Below are 16,279 nucleotides of genomic sequence, written 5' to 3'. Positions count from 1 at the left end.
CCTCAACTGAATGAGGCGCGCTATGCCTTTAAGGCTCCTACAGGTCTTCGATTCCACTCCAGGTGCGCTTGTGCTTCCGATTCAGGTCAATGAATCTGTCACATACCACGGGGCCGTGGAGCGATACATATTCTTCGGATTCCTGGCGGGTGAGCCCAGCAAAGATCTCCCTGCCAGACTCAATGATTATTCTTCCATTTTCCTCCAGTAGCAGCCTATTGAAGCCTGGAAGGTAGAGGATATCGACTCCGGAATTCAGGCGAGCGCAGGCGAAGCTTGCCTCGCGCTCATCTGAGTAAGGCCCGCCTACGTAGTCGTCTTCGAGCGAGTCTTCAATTTGATAACAGAATTGCTCCATTGGAGTGGCTGGTGCTTGGGTGCCAATTTCTATAGCGATGAGATCTACACGAGGCAAGTGTACGACGCTGTATCTATCGGGCATTAGGTTCATCCTTGTGATTTGACCCTTACCAATAACGGTATCCCGACACCATTTCAAGTCTCAGGAATTCTTCATGACAACCAAGCAACCCGACTGGGAGGCGATCGAACGAGCCTACCGGGCCGGGGCGCTCTCCATCAGAACCATCGCTGAGCGCCAGGGCGTGAGCGACACCGCAATCAGGAAAAAGGCCAAGGCCCTGAACTGGGCGCGGGACCTTTCCGACCAGGTGCGTAAAGAGGTTCGCAGCAAGCTGGTTCGCGGCGAGGTTCGCAACGATCAAGGCGCGAACCGCGAACTCGATACCGAAATCATCGAAGAGGCCGCAGAGGAGGGCGCGCAGGTAGTTCGCAGCCATCGCCGCGACATCCGCAAGGCCACCAACCTTGCGAACCTGCTGATGGATGATCTGCTGACCACCATCCAGCGCCGGGAGGAAATTGAGGAGGCAATCGACGAAGAGACCGCCGAGGACAGCAACGGCATGCGCCGCGCCTCGATGCTTGCCGCCGTCGCCCTCCCCAGTAACTCCAAGACCCTGTTCCAGCTGTCAGCTGCAATGAAGAACCTCCAGGTGCTCGAGCGCCAGGCATTCGGCCTGGACGAGAAGGAGAAGACAGACGAAGCGGACGAACTGTCCAAGCTGATGGATGAACTATCGAAGGAAGCCTGACCCATGAAGCCCGAGCACCTGAAGTTGCTCCGGGACCGGTTCTGGCGGCTGAACAACCTCTACTTCATCACCGACAAGCAGGGGAAGAAGGTCCGCTTCCGCATGACGCAGGAGCAGGTCGATTACTTCCAGGGGATGCACACCCGCAACATCATCCTCAAGGCGCGGCAACTCGGGTTCACTACCCTGGTGTGCATCGTCCAGCTGGATGCCGCGCTGTTCGAAGCGGCGAAGTGCGCCCTGATTGCCCACACGTTGAATGACGCCAAGCGGCTGTTCAGGGAGAAGGTGAAGTACGCCTACGACAGCCTGCCCAAGGAGATCAAGGCGGCAAACCCGGCACGCAACGACGCTGCGGGCGAGTTGGTGTTCAGCAAGGGCGGATCGCTCTATGTGTCCACATCCTTTCGGGGCGGGACTTTACGGTATCTGCACGTATCTGAGTTCGGGAAGATCTGTGCCAAGTTTCCTCACAAAGCCCGAGAGATCGTGACCGGTGCCTTTGAGGCTGTCGCCGCAGAGTGTTTCGTTACGATCGAGTCGACGGCGGAGGGGAGGGCGGGTTATTTCTTCGATTACTCGCAGAGCGCAGAGAAGCAGCAGCTCGCCGGCGTGCCCCTGGGCCTGTTGGACTGGAAGTTCTTCTTCTTCAGCTGGTGGCGGAACCCGCTGTACTGGCTTGACCCGACCGATGTCACCATCCCGGATCGGCTGACAAAGTATTTCGACGACCTGGCCGCCAAGCACGGCATCGTCACAAACCCGGGCCAGCGTGCCTGGTACAGCGCCAAGGAAAAGACCCTCGGCGATGACATGAAGCGTGAGTACCCGTCGATCCCTGCCGAAGCATTCCAGCAGACGATCGAGGGCGCCTATTACGCCAAGCAGTTCACCAAGCTCTACGCCGCCCAGCGCATCGGCAAGCTGCCCGACAATAGCCACCTGCCGGTGCACACATTTTGGGATATCGGCGTGGGCGACTCGACCGCAATCTGGTTTGTCCGGATCGTCGGCGAGGAATACCACGTCATCGACTTCTACCAGAACAGCGGCGAAGGCCTGCGGCACTACATGAAGGTGCTGAAGGATCGCGGCTACACCTACGGTGAGCATTGGGGCCCACACGACATCGACAACCGCGAGTTCGGCAGCGATGGCAAGACCCGCCGAGAGCTGGCCCGCGAGGGTTATGAGATCGACGGAGAAAAGTACCGGATGACATTCCTGGTCGTGCCCAAGCTCGGCATCGATGAAGGCATCGAGCAGGCCCGGGAGGTGTTGCCGAACTGCGCCTTCGACGAAGCCAAATGCGGCGAGGGCATTACCGCCCTTGAGAGCTACCGCAAAGAGTGGGACGACAAGCGTGGGTGCTGGAAGGATAAGCCGCTTCATGACTGGTCATCCCACCCGGCCGACGGCTTCCGCTATTTCGCCGTTGCCATGGCGCGACGTAAACGCACAGGCGGTGTCCGCCGCATCGGAGGTTTGGCGTAATGCCTGTTCAATCAACCAACCCAGACTACGACGCTCACATTGCTGAGTGGCGGATGATGGACGACGCCCTTGAGGGCGAGGGCGCTATCAAGCGCAGCCCGCGCAATCTGCCGAAGCCGAGCGGCATGGTGGAGGCCGAGAAGCTGGACGGCGCGGGTAACGCATACCTCTACCGTAATTACACCGACCGCGCCCAGTATGAGCACTGGGTGCGAGACTCGCTGCGCTCAATGATGGGCCTGGTCTCGCGACTGATCCCTGAGGTGAAACTGCCTGCCGGCCTGAAGAACCTCGAAGAGAATGCCACCGCCGACGGGTTTGGCTTGATTCAGTTGTTCCTGCGCATCGTGCGCCAGGCCATATCCCATGGCCGGGTACCGCTGGTGGTCAACGTCGACGACACGGGGCAGCCGTATTTCTCCACCTACGCAGTACGCAACGCCATCAACTGGGACACTGCCGATCAGGGTGGTCGCCAGGACCTGGTCCTATCGGTGTTTCGTGAGTTCCGGAAGAAGGATGCAGAGGACCGCTACAGCCATGAGTGCGTGACTGTTTTCCGAGAGTTCTACATGGAGGGTGAGGTCTGTTACACCGCTGTGCGCAACGAGGCCGGAGAGCTAATCGAGGTTGCGCACCCTTTGGGTACTGTCGGCGCCGACAACCAACTGGTGCGCGGTTTGGAGTACATCCCGGTCATCTATTGCGGATCGACTGACAACTCCCCTGACGTGGACGAGATCCCGCTCCTGACTATGGCACGGGCCGCACTGAAGTCCTACCAGCTCAGCGCCGACTACTTCACCGCGCTACACCAGACCAGCCACCCGCAACCGTGGGTATCTGGCCTGGATGAGAGCGTGGAGCTCAGCGTCACTGGGCCGTCCGCTGCTTGGGACCTCGGCCCAAGTGGCCAATGCGGCTACTTGGAGTTCCAGGGCGCCGGCATTCAGGCCGTTCGTACTGCCATGGAAGACCAGAAGAATGCCGCCCTAGAAGCTGGTGCCAAGGTGATGGATGTATCCGGCACCGAGTCGGGCGAGGCCCGCAAGACCCGCCAGAACGACCAGCACGCCACGCTGCACAGTATCGTCATTACTGCTGCAGCCGGCATCGAGCAGGCCCTGCGCTACGCCGCAGAGTGGACCGGCTACAACCCGGACGAAGTCGTCTTCACAGTTAAACCGGAGTTCGTAATTCCCGAGGTCGATGCCCAGGTGCTGGCCGAACTGCAGAAGAGCGTCATGGCCGGGACCATCAGCGCCGAAACCTACTGGCAGTACCTCACCACCGGCAAGCTGCCGGAGCGCCCCTACGACGAAGAGGCCGAGATGATCAGCGACGAGCGCGAATCGGCCGGCATCAACCTGGATAAAGACGATGGCGACGAAACCGGAGCAAACGGCGGACGAGAAGCTGCTGGAGCAGGTAAGCCGCCACTCGGTTCTGCTTGAGCGACTCAAGGCCGGCGAGGTCAAGAAGTTCGAGACCTACCTGCGCAGGGCTGATACCCACGTCCGCGACCAGCTCACCCGCAAGGAGCTGACGACCTACAGCCGCAGCAGGCTCGAGGAGTTTCTGGGGCGGGTCGGCGGAAAGCTGCTGGAGATCTACAAAGCCTTCAGCGACCGGATGCAATCCGACCTGGTGGACATCGCGCAGTACGAGGCTGCATTTGAGGGCCGCAGCCTGGCAAAGGCGTTGCTGATCGACGCGGTCATGCCGGCTGACTCTCTGATCCGGGCGGCGATCAACACGCAGCCGCTACAGGTGACAGGGATCGACGGCGGCACGCTGCTGAAGTCATTACTGAACGGCTGGACGCGCACCGAGTCAACCCGGGTGACGAACGCCATCCGACTTGGCGTCGTGCAGGGACACTCCAACGCCGAGATCACTCAAGCAGTTCGTGGCACCGCGGCACAGAACTTCACTGACGGCATCCTGGCTGTGAGTAATCGCAACGCCCGCTCCATCGTCCAGACCGCAGTCCAGCATGTGGCCACCACGGCGCGCATGGAGACGCTCAAGGCGAACTCCGATGTCATCCCAGGTTATCGCTGGGTGTCGACGCTCGATCGCAAGACCAGCACCCTGTGCAAGAGCCTGGACGGTAGAGTGTTCGAGGTAGGTAGGGGCCCGCTGCCGCCGGCGCATATCAACTGCCGGTCGACCACGGTACCGATAACCAGGCTATCGGCATTGTTCGCCGAAGGTGCATCACGGGCATCTGTGGGCGCAGGCGGTGGCGCGCAGGTGTCGGCAGGGCTCAGCTACTACCAGTGGCTGAAAACACAGCCAGCGGCGTTTCAGGATGCCGCCCTGGGGCCGGTCCGAGCAAAGCTTTTCCGCGATGGCGGCCTGACGGCCGAGCGGTTCGCCGCGCTACAGTTGGACAAGAACTTCAAGCCGCTGACGCTGGATCAGCTCAAAGAGATAGAGCCCCTAGCGTTCATGGCTGCTGGCTTGTAAGGTTGAAGTTTCGAGATCGCTCAGGGAGAGCAATTTGCTTACTAGTATGAGCTCGACGGAAAGAGGCATCGTAATGCAGCAACTTATGCTGATGTTCAATGGTGCGCTCACACCCAGGGTATCAAGGTCTATTCGAATGCAAGGGTTTCGTGGTCTGAGGCGTCACGCTAAAGCTACAAACTCTCCCCATTCGGCCGACGTAGCTTTCGTCCTCAAACACCTCCTGAAAGTTCGCTGGATTAAGCTGTTAGCAAGACGCCATGCAACTGCAGTCATGACTAATGGACGCCAATCTCAAGAAGGTAATGCTGGTTACCAAGCGTTGTTTGATCTTGTGGAGAATGTCCATGCATATGCCGGTACGAGCAGCGGCATGACCCTTTTAGAGATAATTTATTTTTAGCTTCTAACCATTAATCAACCCGCTTCGGCGGGTTTTTTTATGCCCGCAAGGCGGGTCAATCAATCCCAAGGGGATAGCCACATGCCTTTTGACTTCGACCCGGCCGCCCACGGCCTCACCCTCGACGAGAACCAAACCGCAGCCCTCAAGGCGGCGCTGGGCGGCGAGGTGCAGAAATTTCTGGACGGCGAGGTCTCGGGCCTCAAGTCCAAGAACCAGGAGCTGATCGGCTCTAACAAGACCATCAAGACCGAGCTGGATAAGTTGAAAGGCCAGTTCGACGGCCTGGATATCGAAGCGGTCAAGGGCCTGCTGGCCAAAGTTGGCCAGGACGAAGAGACCAAGCTGATCGCCGAGGGCAAGCTGGACGAGGTTATTAACCGTCGTACCGAGCGCCTACGCGGCGACTTGGACAAGCAGGTCAAGGCCGCCAACGAGCGTGCCGACAAGGCCGAAGCTTTCGCTGCCAAGTACAGCGACAAAGTGCTGGCCGACTCCATTCGCGCGGCCGCCATCAAAGCCGGCGCGCTGCCTGAGGCTGCCGAGGACATCATTCTTCGTGCCCGAGGCACCTTCAAACTGAGCGAAGACGGCGAACCAATCGCCACTGACCGTGCCGGCGAAGTCGTGTACGGGAAGGACGGCAAGACCCCGCTGTCTCCCCTCGAATGGGCGGAATCGCTGCGCGAAACCGCTACCCACCTGTGGCCAAGGGCTCAGGGTGCCGGGCAGACCGGTGACAACGGTGGCAAGGCCACGAAGAAGTGGGGCGAGTACACCGAGGCAGAGCGCGCTGCGATCGCCCGGGACAACCCTGAAGCATACAAAAAACTCCAAGCCACCCGAGGAACTTAAACCATGGCATCTACCCAACTGTCGGATATCTTCGTTTCCGACTACTACGGCACCCTGGAGCCGGTGAACTCCCCCGAGAAGACTGCCGTCTTCGAGTCGGGCATCGTGACCCGCTCGGCGACTCTCGACGACATCGCCAAGAACGGCCAGGGCACTTCCGAAATCAGCTACTGGCAGGACCTGGACGCCGACGAGGCGCCGAACATTTCCAACGACAACCCCGACGACCTGGGCGAGGTTGGCAAGGCGAAACAGGGCAGCATGCGGGCTCGGACCTTGTACCTCAACAAAGGGTACGGCGTTTCCGACCTCACCGCTGAACTTGCCAACTCCGAGCCACAGCAACACATCCGCAACCGCTTTGGCACCTACTGGACCCGCCAGTGGCAGCGTTACCTGCTGGGCTCTGCGCGTGGCGTGATCGCCTCCAACATCGCCAACAACGGCGGTGACATGGTCAAGGACTCCGGCGCATCGATCAGCGCCAATGCCTTCCAGGACGCCGCCTTTACCGCCGGCGACGCCGCCGATATGTTCGCTGCAATCGGCGTGCACTCGGTGGTGATGAACCAGATGGTCAAGCAGGACATGATCGAGTACCTGCGCGACTCCCAGGGCAAGATCATCCTGGCCACCTATCTGGGAAAACCAGTGTTCATGGATGACAGCCTGACCTACGCGCCAGGTCAGTTTCTGTCCGTCTTCTTCGGCCAGGGGGCATTCGGCTACGGTGAGGGCTCGCCGACTGTGCCGGTCGAGCTGGAGCGCAAGCCCGGCGGTGGTAACGGTGGTGGTGCCGAGGTCCTGTGGGAGCGCAAGACTTTCATTCTGCAGCCAGCCGGATTCAGCTGGAAGGGCAGCGAGAACTTGAACCTCAGTCCTTCTGCTGTCCAATACGCCAGTGCCGCCAACTGGCAGCGCGTGTTCGACCGCAAGCAGGTCCCGTTCGCCGCGGTAATCAGCGGCACTGCCACCCCTTGATCCCATGATGCGGGGCGCCGACCTGGTGCCCTGCGCAGGAGCTCACCATGAAAGTCATCTACACCAACTCCCCGGGCAGCGAGCTCGGCACCTGCTATCGCCGCCTGGATCAGTTCTTTGGCGTCATCGACGGCGCCACCTCGGTTTCTGTGCAGGGCGATGCCCCTCATATCAGCGAGGCGTACCAGCGCCAGGGAATCAGCGTCAGCGAGATCGAGGAAGGCCTGCGCCTGGATGGCCCGACCATCGCCCAGTGGGTAGCGGAGGGCTACAAGGCTTCTGCTTACCCGCCGGCTGGCTATGCCTCTGTGAGCAGCCAGGCCGAGATCGACAAAGCGATTGAGGTAGAGGGCGGCGACGACGAGACCGATCCGCACAAAATGAAGGTCCCGCAGCTGAAGGAGTGGCTGACGGCCCAGGGCATCACCTTCGACGCCGCCCTCAATAAGCCCGACCTGCAGGCCCTGATCCCGAAGGAATAAGCCATGACCGACTTCGTCACCGTCGCTGACGTCGACCAGAAGCTTGGGCCGGGTTGGGCGGGCTCCGGTGATGCGGTTCTTGCCGTAGCCATGGGCAATGCCTGGCTCACGGCCAAGATCAGGCGGACGGTGCCAGACCCGGTGCCAGACGCGATTGTGTCCGCTGGCGCGCAGGTGGCCAAGTTGGCTGCCGAGAAAAAGCTCTACAAGGACACTGGCAAGGAGGTGCTCAGCAAGACCGTGTCAGCTCAGGCTGGCACCTCAACCAGCAAGACCTACGCCGAGGGCTCAGTCGAGTTGTCCGCGGCTGAGAACTTCGCATTGGACCTGATTGCACCCTGGATGCGTCGTTCCGGGACCCTCATGCTCAAGAGGATTTGACCATGGGCATGCGCGAAGAGATTCAGGCGGAGCTGGCCGAGGCGTTTAGCGACCCCGACGGCCTGGCCGACGCAGTGAAGCCTGTAGCTGGCAGCCGCACCATTAAGGGTGGTTATGACCCGGCGATCGGCGGCACAGCGCCTGCCACGACCATTCGCTACACCGGTCGCGGGATGTTCGGCAGCTACTTGGCCAAGGAAATTGATGGATCACGTATCCAGACTGAGGACGTGAAGCTGCTGGTGCTCCAGAACGAGCTGTTTGAGGGGCAGGCTGTTGCCGTTACCGATGTCCCGGTGGCGCCCAAGATCGGCGACCAGGTTAGCGGATACCGGGTGCTAAACGTGTCTGAAGACCCCGCTCAAGCTACCTGGACCATTCAGTTGAGGAAGTGATCATGCCACGCGGTTCACACATGACGCAGCGATATGGCGGGCTGCAGGGCGGATTCGCTGAAGCCATTAGGGCTTTCGCAGAGCAGGCCGAGCAGGCGCTTGATGCCACGTTTCGAGAGATCGTTATTGAGATTGGTAGCAGTGTCATCCGCATGTCGCCAGTGGGCGATCCCGAGATTTGGAAGGCCAACGTAGCTCATCGAGCGGCTAACACTAGGGCTGCTGACAGCTACGACTTCAAGGTTGCGGTACGCAACACCCTTATCAACCTGAACCAGGACAACTTCACCAAGGCCGGCAAGCTGCGCAAGGGCGTCAGATACGCCAAGCCGCTCACCAAGGCAGAGCGCGATCAGAACTTCGCTGTGAACGGTCTTGTGGCGGGCCAGGGGTATGTCGGCGGGCGCTTTCGTGGCAACTGGCAATTCTCCATCGATGCGCCGGCAACTGGCGAGCTGGACCGGATCGATCGATCTGGTAACGAGACCATCGCCGAGCTGAAGGCGCAGGTCGCTGCGCTGACGATCGGCCAGACCGCCTACATCGTGAACAATCTGCCGTACGCGATCCCTCTCGAGTATGGCCATTCGACTCAAGCTCCCGGCGGAATGGTTCGCGTGACGCTGGCGCGCTTTAAGGCCATCGTCGACGAAGCCATCAGGAACAACCAAGTATGAGCCACGCACGCGCCCGTCAGGCAATTGAGATCAAGCTGGCGGCCTGGGCAGCTGCGCGCCCGATCCGGGTTGCGCACATGGAGGAGGACTTCGAGGCCTCTCCGGGCGAAACCTACCTCCGGGCCTTCTTACTGCCGGCCAGCACCACCACCCGCTACTTGGCTGCAGAAGCCTATGAGTACCGAGGTATCTACCAGATCAGCATCGTCTGCCCGGCAGGCCAGGCCCTGGCTACTGCTGAGACCCTTATCGACGAGCTGAGCACATTGTTCCGCGTCGACACCGAGCTCAGTCGGAACGGCTTCGAAGGCCTGATCGTCGAGCCGCTGGAGCAGGGGCCCACCATCACCGAGCCGGCGACCTACACGGTCCCGACCAGCTTCACCTACCAGGGTGTCGCAGACCAACCGCCCGCTGGGGCATAACCAACCGCCGCCCGGCGGGCATCAATGAGGAAATACACCATGGCCGCACGCTTCCCGCTGCCGAACGGAGCTACGCTCGAGATCGCCAGAGTCATTGGCGCCGCCGTAGCGTTCACGGCACTCACCAACGCAAAGCCGCCGGTGGCGACCGCTGCCGGTCACACTGTCCAGAACGGCGACGTTCTGCTGGTCAACTCCGGCTGGGCACTCATCAGCGACCGCGCCGTTAAGGCCTCAAACGTCGCCGATGACGCGTTCTCTCTGGCTGGTCTCGATACCAGCGACGCAGAAAAATTCACCGCAGGCGCGGGCGTGGGTTCCGTGTACCCGGTTTCCGACTGGGTTCAGATCTCGAAGGTCACGTCGTTCAACTCGGCCGGTGGTGAGCAGCAGTATGCGACCGTCGGCTATCTGGAAGATGACGACGACAAGCAGTTCCCTACCAACCGCAACCCGACCACCTTGTCGATCGTGGTGGAAGACCAGCCTACCGCGCCTTACGTGCAGGCTGTTGAGGGTTACGACACCTCCAAAGAGCTAGCGGTGATCCGTATGAAGCTGCGAAACGGTGACCAGATTCTGTACCCAGGCTACGTCAGCATCACCCCTGACCCGACCATGGAACGGAACAACGTCATGACCCGAACCATCAGCGTGGGTCTGTCTGCTCGTTCGCTTCGTTACCTGGCTGGCGCGTAAGGAGTTCCCATGGCAAAGATTAAAATCGCGCAGAACCCAACGTTCGGCGCAGCGGTGCAGCTTCCACGGGTGGGCTCCGATCCCGTGGAGGTTGGGTTCGAGTTTCGTTACTTGGACCGTATCGCGCTATCCGAAATGTTCGATCGCTGGAACAATGCGCGTGACGCCTGGGCGGAGAAGGCGAAGGAAGAGGGTATCAGCTGGAAGGACGCCACCACCGCCGAGATTGAGCTTCAGGCTGAGCAGCTGAAGGACATCGTGGTTGGCTGGGATCTCGACGACAAGTTCAGCGACGACGCCATCCTCGACCTGGTGCGAACCTGCACCGGTGCGCCAAAAGCTGTCATCGATGCCTTCCAGAACGCCTATAACCCGGCACGCCTGGGAAACTGAGGGCGGCGGCCCGCGCCTGCTATGAGCGTGGCCCATCCGCCGAGCAGCTAGCGGCCTTGGGGCTTACGCCAGACGACATCGATGAGGAAGAGGTAGAGGTCTGGCCGGACGCCTGGCCAGCCTTCCGCCTGCTCGAGGCAATGTCCACTCAGTGGCGGACGGGCATAGGCGGTGCTTCAGGCCTGGACTACTCGATCATTCCGCTCACCGCCTCGATGCTCGGCATCAAACGCCGCGACCTTCCCGACATTTTTCCCGATCTCCGTGTAATGGAGGCCGAGGCCTTGGCCGTCATGGCCGAATCCGTGGAGTAGATCATGACCACCATTGCCGAACTGGGCATCCGGGTTGATTCCGGCGATGCCGCGCACGCCGCGACGGACCTGGACAAACTGGTTGAGGCTGGTGGTCGTGCCGAGAAGGCTGCTGCTGGGGTCGAGCAGAGTGCGAAGAAGGCTGGCCAGGCCCTTCGAGGGCAGGCTGATGACCTTGGCCAACTGCTCGGCGAGATCGACCCGACGGTTAAAGCGCTGGGCCGCCTGGACGAACTGGAAAGTCGCCTGGCCAAGCAGAAGAAGTTCCTCGACCCCGAGATCTTCAGCGAATACCAGGGCAAGATTCATCAGTCCCGTGAGGCGCTGACCCGCTTCGATGACTCGCTGACTCGAACGGGAAACACCGCCAAGCAGAACGCCGCAGCGCTCCGTGGGGTGCCAGCGCAGTTCACTGACATCTTCGTTTCTCTGCAGGGCGGCCAGGCACCGCTGACTGTGCTGCTGCAGCAGGGCGGCCAGCTCAAGGATATGTTCGGCGGTATCGCGCCGGCGGCGAAGGCCGTGGGCGGCTATGTGCTTGGCCTGGTCAACCCGTTCACCGTGGCTGCAGCTGCAGCCGGTGCGCTGGCCTTGGCCTACTACAAGGGCAGCCAGGAGGCCGACGAGTACAACGAGGCGATCATCTTCACCGGCAACGCCGCGGGCACCAGCGCCGGGCAGTTGGCGGCTATGGCCCAGCAGGTGAGTGCCACTGTCGGCACAACTGGTGCAGCAGCTGAAGTGCTGGCCAAGCTCGCCGGTAACGGCAAGATCGCCAGTGGCAGCTTCGAAACGATCTCTGAAGCCGCATTGAACATGGAAAAGGCCGCAGACCGTTCCATTGATGCGACTGTTGCCGAGTTCGCCAAGATCGCCAAAGACCCGGTCGCTGCCGCCAAGGAGCTGAACGACCAGTACAACTTCCTGACGGCATCGGTCTATTCGCAGATCGTGGCCCTGAAGGAGCAGGGCGACACCATCGGCGCGGCTAAGCTGCTGACCGATACCTACGCCGACACCATCAGAACCAGGGCTGGCGAGGTCACGGAAAACCTCGGCCTGATCGAAAGCGCCTGGAAAGGAATCAAGAGTGCGGCTGCTGAGGCTCTCGATGCCACACTGAGTGTTGGCCGGGCTCAGACCTTGGAGCAGCAGGCGGAGGTGATTCGCCTGCGGCTGCAGACCAATCAGGGGCGCGGAGGGCGCGCCGCTGCCATGGGGATTGAGACCCGAGACACCGAGAACGACAAAAGGGAGCTTGCCTACCTCGAGATGCAGATTGAGGCAGAGCGGAGTCGTACCAAGTTTGTAGCAGATCGGGTACGGGTAGAGCGAGATGGTATCGATGCAGCCGCACGCCTCAAACAAATCAGCGATACCAACCTCACCAATGAAGAGAAGCGCAACAAGCTGATCAAAGAGTATCGGCGGGATGTCGAGGCGCTGAGGAAGGCCAACCCGAACGACCCGTTGGTGCAGGCTGATGTTGTCGCCAAGACCATCCAGAACATCAAGGACAAGAACAAGGACCCGGCGGTCCGAGCCACAGCGGTAAACCTGACTGGCTTCAATGACTCAAAGAACTCGCTCGCGGCGATTCTCGCTGAGTACAAGAACGCCGAGAAAGAGCTGGATGCTGCCCAGAAGGCCGGCATCATCTCCCAGGAGTCGTACGCGGCCCAGCGCGCGGCCATCATCGAGCAGCAGAAAGGCGAAGTGACCAACGCCTACCAGGCGGAGATCGCGGCGCTTGAAGCTGCCAAGGGCAAGGCCGGCACCTCGGCTGCTCAGCGGGTCCAGCTGGACCAGAAGATCGCCGATGCCCGGACCAACATGGTCAAGGCGCAGAAGGACGCTGATTCGGAGCTGGCCGTACTGGCCACGAACGAGGAGGGGCGGCTGCGCAAGCAGGCCCAGGCGGTGCAGACCTACACCAGCGCGCTGGATCAGCAGGTGAAGGCTCTGCGCTTGCAGGGCCAGCGATCTGCCGAAGGCCTCGGCCTGGGCGACCGGCAGCGCGGCCTGCAGGAACAGCAGAACGGAATCACCGACCGGATCAACCAGCAGAAGCTGGACCTGGCCAACCAGTACGGTGACGGCTCCCGCGGCATGAGCCTCGATGAGTACAACCAGAAGCTGGCGGCACTCGACAAGACCCAGCGCGACCTGCAGGAAACTGCGATCGCCAACTACAACGACATGACCACTGCCCAGGGCAGCTGGAGCGCCGGCGCCTCGTCGGCCTTCCAGAACTACCTGGAGTCGGCCCGGGATGTCACCGGGCAGACCAAAAGCCTGTTCACCAACGCCTTCAGCTCGATGGAAGACTCAGTCGTTAACTTCACCATCACTGGGAAAGGCTCGTTCGCCGACTTCACCAAGTCGATCCTGGCGGACATGGCACGGATTGCCACCCGGCAGGCTGCCTCAGGGCTGCTGTCGAGCATTGCCGGCAGTGCGCTGGGCGCCTGGTTCAGTGGCGGCAGCGCACCTTCCTCTGCAGGCTCAACCCAGGCCGGCTACAGCCCGGAGATCATGGACAACTTCGTCTCTGGTCGACGTGCCGCCGGCGGCCCGGTAGCGGCGAACTCGCTCTACCAGGTCAACGAACTGGGCCCGGAGTTGCTGAATCAGGGAGGGAAGACCTACCTGATGATGGGGGCCGAGGGCGGTACGATCACGCCGCTGGGGACTGGGCCGGTATCCGCTGCGGCAGCCGGAGGCGGGGGAGGATCCGTGATGCACGTAACGATCAACATCGATGGCGACGGTAACACCAGTTCAACCAGCGACACCGCTGGGCTTGAGCAGTTTGCCGCTGAAATTGGCCCTCTTATCGAGCAGAGGTACCACCAGATGATGGCCAAGGATCTTAGGCAGGGCGGCCGTATCAACAACGCATTGAAGGGGCGCTGATGGCTATCGAGACTTTTACCTGGCCTGTGCAAAACGGCGAGCAGGGCGAGGTGACGTTTGCCGTACGCACAAAGAAGTTCGGCGATGGCTACGAGCAATCGGTCGGCGAAAGCCTGAACAACCGCTCGCAGTCCTGGCCGATCACGTACACCGGCACCAAGGAGCGTGTGAAGGCCGTCCAGGCCTTCCTCGATCGCCACAAGGGCACCAAAGCCTTCTTGTGGACGCCTCCGCTTGGAGGGCTTGGCCTGTACAAGTGCGCCGGCTATCAACCGATTAACCGCGGCGGGCGGATCTACGCCCTGACTGCAACGTTTACGCAGACATTCCACCCATAAGGCCAACCCATGCCCCTGATCAGAGACATCCAAAGGCTGGAGCCAGGCGATGAGGTCATCCTTTTCGAGATCGACGGCTCCGAATACGGCGCTGATGTACTTCGATTTCACGGCCATGCCATTCCACACTCGCCGGAAGAGCTGGCTGCAGCCGGGGCTGATGCAGATCAGCTGCCGGCCAAGTCGATCTTCTGGCAGGGCAACGAGTATGCGGCCTGGCCCGTGCAGATCGAAGGTTTTGGGGCGGACAGCAACGGCTCTGCAACCCGGCCGACATTGTCAGCCGGCAACGTCAACGGCCGTATCACTGCGCTGTGCCTGGCGTTCGACGACCTGCTGAAGTTCCAGCTGACCGTGCGCGAGACCCTGGCCCAGTACCTGGATGCTGAGAACTTCCCGGGCGGCAATCCCGAAGCGGACCCGACCCAGGAAGCGCTCGAAATCTGGTACATCGACCAGAAGACCGGCGAAGACGGCGAGATGGTCGTGTGGGAGCTCTCTTCACCGGGCGAAATCGACGGCTTTGGTCTGCCGGGCCGGCAGATGACCACCTTCTGCCACTGGGCCATGACCAATGGCTATCGGGGCCCTGACTGCAACTACACCGGCGCCGCAATGTTCGACGACGAGGACAACCCCACGGACGACCCTTCGAAGGACCAGTGCAAGGGCTGCCTCAGCTCCTGCAAGTTGCGCTTCGGCGAAACCAACGAGCTCTCCTTCGGTGGCTTCCCGGCCGTATCCCTGATCGCACGGAGCTGACCATGCGCAAACACATCCTGGCCGCCGTGCAAGCGCACGCCGCGGCTGAGTACCCGCGCGAGTGTTGCGGACTGATCCTGGCCGTGGGCCGAAAGCAGATCTACGTGCCGTGCACCAACACTGCGAGTGATCCAGGCGAAGAGTTCCGGATCGCGCCGGAGGAATACGCTGCAGCGGAAGACCGGGGCGATGTGATCGGCATCGTGCACTCGCACCCCGACGCCACCAGCAGGCCGTCACCGCGTGACCTGGCCATGTGCGAAGCCACGGCACTGCCCTGGCACATCCTGTCCTGGCCTGAAGGCGATCTACGCACCATCACCCCAAGCGGCAGCACGCCGCTGCTGGGCCGACCATTCGTGCATGGCGCCTGGGACTGCTGGCAGGCCTGCGCGGACTGGTATCAGCGGGAGTGGGGGTTGGAGTTTCCGGCCTACGCCCGCGAGGACGGTTGGTGGGAGCAGGCCTCCGGGCCAAGCCTGTACGAGCAGGCCTACGAGGCGGCGGGCTTCTACCAGGTCGACCGACCACAGCGCGGCGACATGATCGTCATGGAAGTGGGGCGCACGGCGCACCCGAACCATGCCGGGATCTACTTGGGCGCAGACCCGCAATTGCCGGACGAGCAGGTCCAGGTGTTCGGGCAGGGGCCGTTCCTGCTGCACCACCTGTACGGCAGACCATCAGAAATCATCGTGTTCGGCGGGCCTTGGCTTGCCCGGACACGCCTTGTGTTGCGTCATCGAGACGCGAGCAGAAAAGTGAGGGTTGAAAATGATTCAACTGAGGATCGTTAAACTAGAAAGTGGCAAACGCGTCTTGGCGGGCTTGATATTTTGGCCCGGCAGCGGCTCAGGCGCTGCCGGTGAAAATGCTAAGAAAGTCGTTCTTGGACCATCGAAATAGTGTCCTCGTAATGCTGCTGCGAACCCCCTTCAATTTGAACGGCTTTAACGAGGTCCAGCTCGCGCAAGAGTGCATTCTTGTCGAAGCCTGGCTGGTCGTTTAATGCAGTTGCAATAGATAGGATGCTGTTTAAAAGCGCTGATGTCGTGGAAACTAGCACTCTCTCCAAGTCGGCGACACGCTGATCTAATGTTTGCATAACTAATCCTTTTGCTTAGCCCCAGTCCATGGGCTTTCCGGCAACGGACTGGGGCAGTTCGTTGGAGGCATA

General features: G+C 61.0%; 21 protein-coding genes. 19 read left to right on the top strand and 2 right to left on the bottom strand.

Features of this window, described 5'->3' with window-relative positions; all coding sequences use genetic code 11:
• Positions 1-37 precede the first annotated feature (37 nt).
• Positions 38-442, bottom strand: coding sequence for a hypothetical protein (locus tag LOY37_RS14080; protein ID WP_258715006.1), 405 nt, complete (start codon positions 440-442; stop codon positions 38-40).
• A 73-nt stretch (positions 443-515) separates the two neighbouring features.
• Between LOY37_RS14080 and LOY37_RS14075 the strand changes: the two genes are divergently transcribed.
• The 19 genes from LOY37_RS14075 (at position 516) to LOY37_RS13985 (ending at position 15,899) form a co-directional block, all read left to right on the top strand.
• A complete protein-coding gene (locus LOY37_RS14075) occupies positions 516-1,115 on the top strand; it encodes a hypothetical protein (RefSeq protein ID WP_045194460.1) in 600 nt (199 codons plus the stop codon).
• 3 nt (positions 1,116-1,118) lie between these two features.
• On the top strand, positions 1,119-2,609 hold the full coding sequence (locus LOY37_RS14070; RefSeq protein WP_258715005.1) for a terminase: 1,491 nt from the start codon (positions 1,119-1,121) through the stop codon (positions 2,607-2,609).
• Positions 2,609-4,063: a DUF4055 domain-containing protein gene (locus LOY37_RS14065; protein WP_258715004.1), complete on the top strand. Its 1,455-nt coding sequence runs from the start codon at positions 2,609-2,611 to the stop codon at positions 4,061-4,063. The genes LOY37_RS14070 and LOY37_RS14065 overlap by 1 nt, the downstream gene beginning before the upstream one ends.
• Positions 3,990-5,081 carry a minor capsid protein gene (locus LOY37_RS14060; protein ID WP_258715003.1) on the top strand — a complete coding sequence of 364 codons (1,092 nt, stop codon included), beginning with the start codon at positions 3,990-3,992 and terminating at the stop codon, positions 5,079-5,081. The genes LOY37_RS14065 and LOY37_RS14060 overlap by 74 nt, the downstream gene beginning before the upstream one ends.
• A gap of 73 nt (positions 5,082-5,154) precedes the next feature.
• The gene (locus tag LOY37_RS14055; protein WP_258715002.1) at positions 5,155-5,484 is read left to right on the top strand and encodes a hypothetical protein; all 330 of its coding nucleotides are present in this window, start codon (positions 5,155-5,157) and stop codon (positions 5,482-5,484) included.
• A gap of 81 nt (positions 5,485-5,565) precedes the next feature.
• Positions 5,566-6,339, top strand: coding sequence for a hypothetical protein (locus tag LOY37_RS14050; protein WP_258715001.1), 774 nt, complete (start codon positions 5,566-5,568; stop codon positions 6,337-6,339).
• Positions 6,340-6,342: 3 nt separating this feature from the next.
• Positions 6,343-7,320 carry a phage coat protein gene (locus tag LOY37_RS14045; RefSeq protein WP_258715000.1) on the top strand — a complete coding sequence of 326 codons (978 nt, stop codon included), beginning with the start codon at positions 6,343-6,345 and terminating at the stop codon, positions 7,318-7,320.
• Positions 7,321-7,367: 47 nt separating this feature from the next.
• A complete protein-coding gene (locus LOY37_RS14040) occupies positions 7,368-7,802 on the top strand; it encodes a HeH/LEM domain-containing protein (RefSeq protein ID WP_258714999.1) in 435 nt (144 codons plus the stop codon).
• A 3-nt stretch (positions 7,803-7,805) separates the two neighbouring features.
• Positions 7,806-8,183, top strand: a complete 378-nt coding sequence (locus tag LOY37_RS14035) for a hypothetical protein (RefSeq protein WP_258714998.1) — start codon at positions 7,806-7,808, stop codon at positions 8,181-8,183.
• A 2-nt stretch (positions 8,184-8,185) separates the two neighbouring features.
• Positions 8,186-8,578, top strand: coding sequence for a hypothetical protein (locus LOY37_RS14030; protein ID WP_258714997.1), 393 nt, complete (start codon positions 8,186-8,188; stop codon positions 8,576-8,578).
• Positions 8,579-8,580: 2 nt separating this feature from the next.
• Entirely contained in the window at positions 8,581-9,255 is a 675-nt protein-coding gene (locus LOY37_RS14025; RefSeq protein WP_258714996.1) for a hypothetical protein, read from the top strand.
• The gene (locus tag LOY37_RS14020) at positions 9,252-9,680 is read left to right on the top strand and encodes a DUF4128 domain-containing protein (protein WP_258714995.1); all 429 of its coding nucleotides are present in this window, start codon (positions 9,252-9,254) and stop codon (positions 9,678-9,680) included. The genes LOY37_RS14025 and LOY37_RS14020 overlap by 4 nt, the downstream gene beginning before the upstream one ends.
• A gap of 39 nt (positions 9,681-9,719) precedes the next feature.
• Entirely contained in the window at positions 9,720-10,379 is a 660-nt protein-coding gene (locus tag LOY37_RS14015) for a phage tail protein (protein WP_258714994.1), read from the top strand.
• 9 nt (positions 10,380-10,388) lie between these two features.
• Entirely contained in the window at positions 10,389-10,772 is a 384-nt protein-coding gene (locus LOY37_RS14010; protein WP_258714993.1) for a phage tail assembly chaperone, read from the top strand.
• 56 nt (positions 10,773-10,828) lie between these two features.
• Positions 10,829-11,086: a DUF1799 domain-containing protein gene (locus LOY37_RS14005; protein WP_254284378.1), complete on the top strand. Its 258-nt coding sequence runs from the start codon at positions 10,829-10,831 to the stop codon at positions 11,084-11,086.
• Positions 11,087-11,089: 3 nt separating this feature from the next.
• A complete protein-coding gene (locus LOY37_RS14000) occupies positions 11,090-14,002 on the top strand; it encodes a phage tail tape measure protein (protein ID WP_258714992.1) in 2,913 nt (970 codons plus the stop codon).
• Positions 14,002-14,340 (top strand): phage tail protein, encoded by a 339-nt coding sequence (locus LOY37_RS13995; protein WP_258714991.1) that lies wholly within the window; start codon positions 14,002-14,004, stop codon positions 14,338-14,340. Before LOY37_RS14000 ends, LOY37_RS13995 begins: the two co-directional genes overlap by 1 nt.
• A gap of 9 nt (positions 14,341-14,349) precedes the next feature.
• Entirely contained in the window at positions 14,350-15,102 is a 753-nt protein-coding gene (locus LOY37_RS13990) for a phage minor tail protein L (protein WP_258714990.1), read from the top strand.
• A gap of 2 nt (positions 15,103-15,104) precedes the next feature.
• Positions 15,105-15,899 (top strand): C40 family peptidase, encoded by a 795-nt coding sequence (locus tag LOY37_RS13985; RefSeq protein ID WP_258714989.1) that lies wholly within the window; start codon positions 15,105-15,107, stop codon positions 15,897-15,899.
• A gap of 77 nt (positions 15,900-15,976) precedes the next feature.
• Here the strand turns inward: LOY37_RS13985 and LOY37_RS13980 are convergent, their stop codons facing one another.
• A complete protein-coding gene (locus tag LOY37_RS13980) occupies positions 15,977-16,207 on the bottom strand; it encodes a hypothetical protein (RefSeq protein WP_258714988.1) in 231 nt (76 codons plus the stop codon).
• Between the last annotated feature and the right edge of the window lie 72 nt (positions 16,208-16,279).

Origin of the sequence: Pseudomonas sp. B21-012, assembly GCF_024749305.1 — a bacterium.
GTDB lineage: Bacteria > Pseudomonadota > Gammaproteobacteria > Pseudomonadales > Pseudomonadaceae > Aquipseudomonas.
This window is presented reverse-complemented; position numbering and strand designations above follow the sequence as displayed.